This is a genomic window from Acidiplasma aeolicum, assembly GCF_001402945.1.
GTDB classification, from domain to species: domain Archaea; phylum Thermoplasmatota; class Thermoplasmata; order Thermoplasmatales; family Thermoplasmataceae; genus Acidiplasma; species Acidiplasma aeolicum.
In genome coordinates this window covers 1-890 of the sequence record NZ_LKBG01000171.1, presented here as the reverse complement: position 1 = coordinate 890, position 890 = coordinate 1, and the positions used below count along the sequence as shown (strand labels likewise).

Sequence of the window (890 nt, the reverse complement as noted above, 5' to 3'; positions counted from 1 at the left end):
AAGTAGCTAATATACTTAATATGCCCGGATCCAGATTCTATATTAATAAAGTAACAGATAAAAACAATAATAAACCCATTAAAATGGGAGGGAAAAACTCTGAATTTACATTAAGAAAGGATGGAAACAATACAGTAGTACTGAACAATTCAACTGTAATAAATGGTATTAAGGAGCTATTGTCAGGTGAATTCGTATGCTATGGCTATAAGAAAACTACAAAATACCTTAACATTGATATATAATAAATAAAAAGAAAGTAAGAAGATTAATGCCAGAGAACAATTTACTGAATTATCCATACAATAACAGAAAACAAACAATGGTAATAAATACAATAGTTAAAGTAAATAATACAAACCAGGTATGGGAATTCGACATAAAGTACATATACGTACAGGGAGAATCAAGAAATACTTACCTGCTTGCAATAATAGACTGCTATACAAGGGAAGTTGTAGGCCATTATTTGGGTTGCCACTGCACAGGAAATGATGTGAAAAATACTATGATAAATGCATTTGATAAAAGAGGCATTAACAATATTTCAGGAATAAAAATGAGAAGCGACAATGGAACACAGTTTATTTGCAATATTGTAGAGGCTTTTCTTTCAATGATGAACATATACCATGAAAGGATCCATCCTGCAACTCCAGAGAATGATATATTGAATCGTTCAATTCAATCCTTGAAAGGGAAGTAATCAGGAGATTTGAATTCGATAATATTGATGAAGCAAGAAATACAATAAAAAGGTATATAGATTTCTATAACAATGAAAGACTGCATTCTGCAATAGGTTATATAACTCCAAAGGAGATGAATATAAAATGTATGGGAATGAAACAAAAAGATTAAAATCTAATAAGAGGATATTGTTTATATTT

General features: G+C 29.8%; 3 protein-coding genes. All 3 read left to right on the top strand.

From position 1 onward, the window contains the following. A partial coding sequence (locus AOG54_RS09905; protein WP_162200861.1) for a hypothetical protein occupies positions 1-245 on the top strand: 245 nt, incomplete at its 5' end. A gap of 26 nt (positions 246-271) precedes the next feature. Next, positions 272-706, top strand: a complete 435-nt coding sequence (locus tag AOG54_RS04115; RefSeq protein WP_055032463.1) for a DDE-type integrase/transposase/recombinase — start codon at positions 272-274, stop codon at positions 704-706. Next, entirely contained in the window at positions 670-861 is a 192-nt protein-coding gene (locus tag AOG54_RS10245; protein ID WP_084795492.1) for an integrase core domain-containing protein, read from the top strand. Before AOG54_RS04115 ends, AOG54_RS10245 begins: the two co-directional genes overlap by 37 nt. Positions 862-890 lie beyond the last annotated feature (29 nt).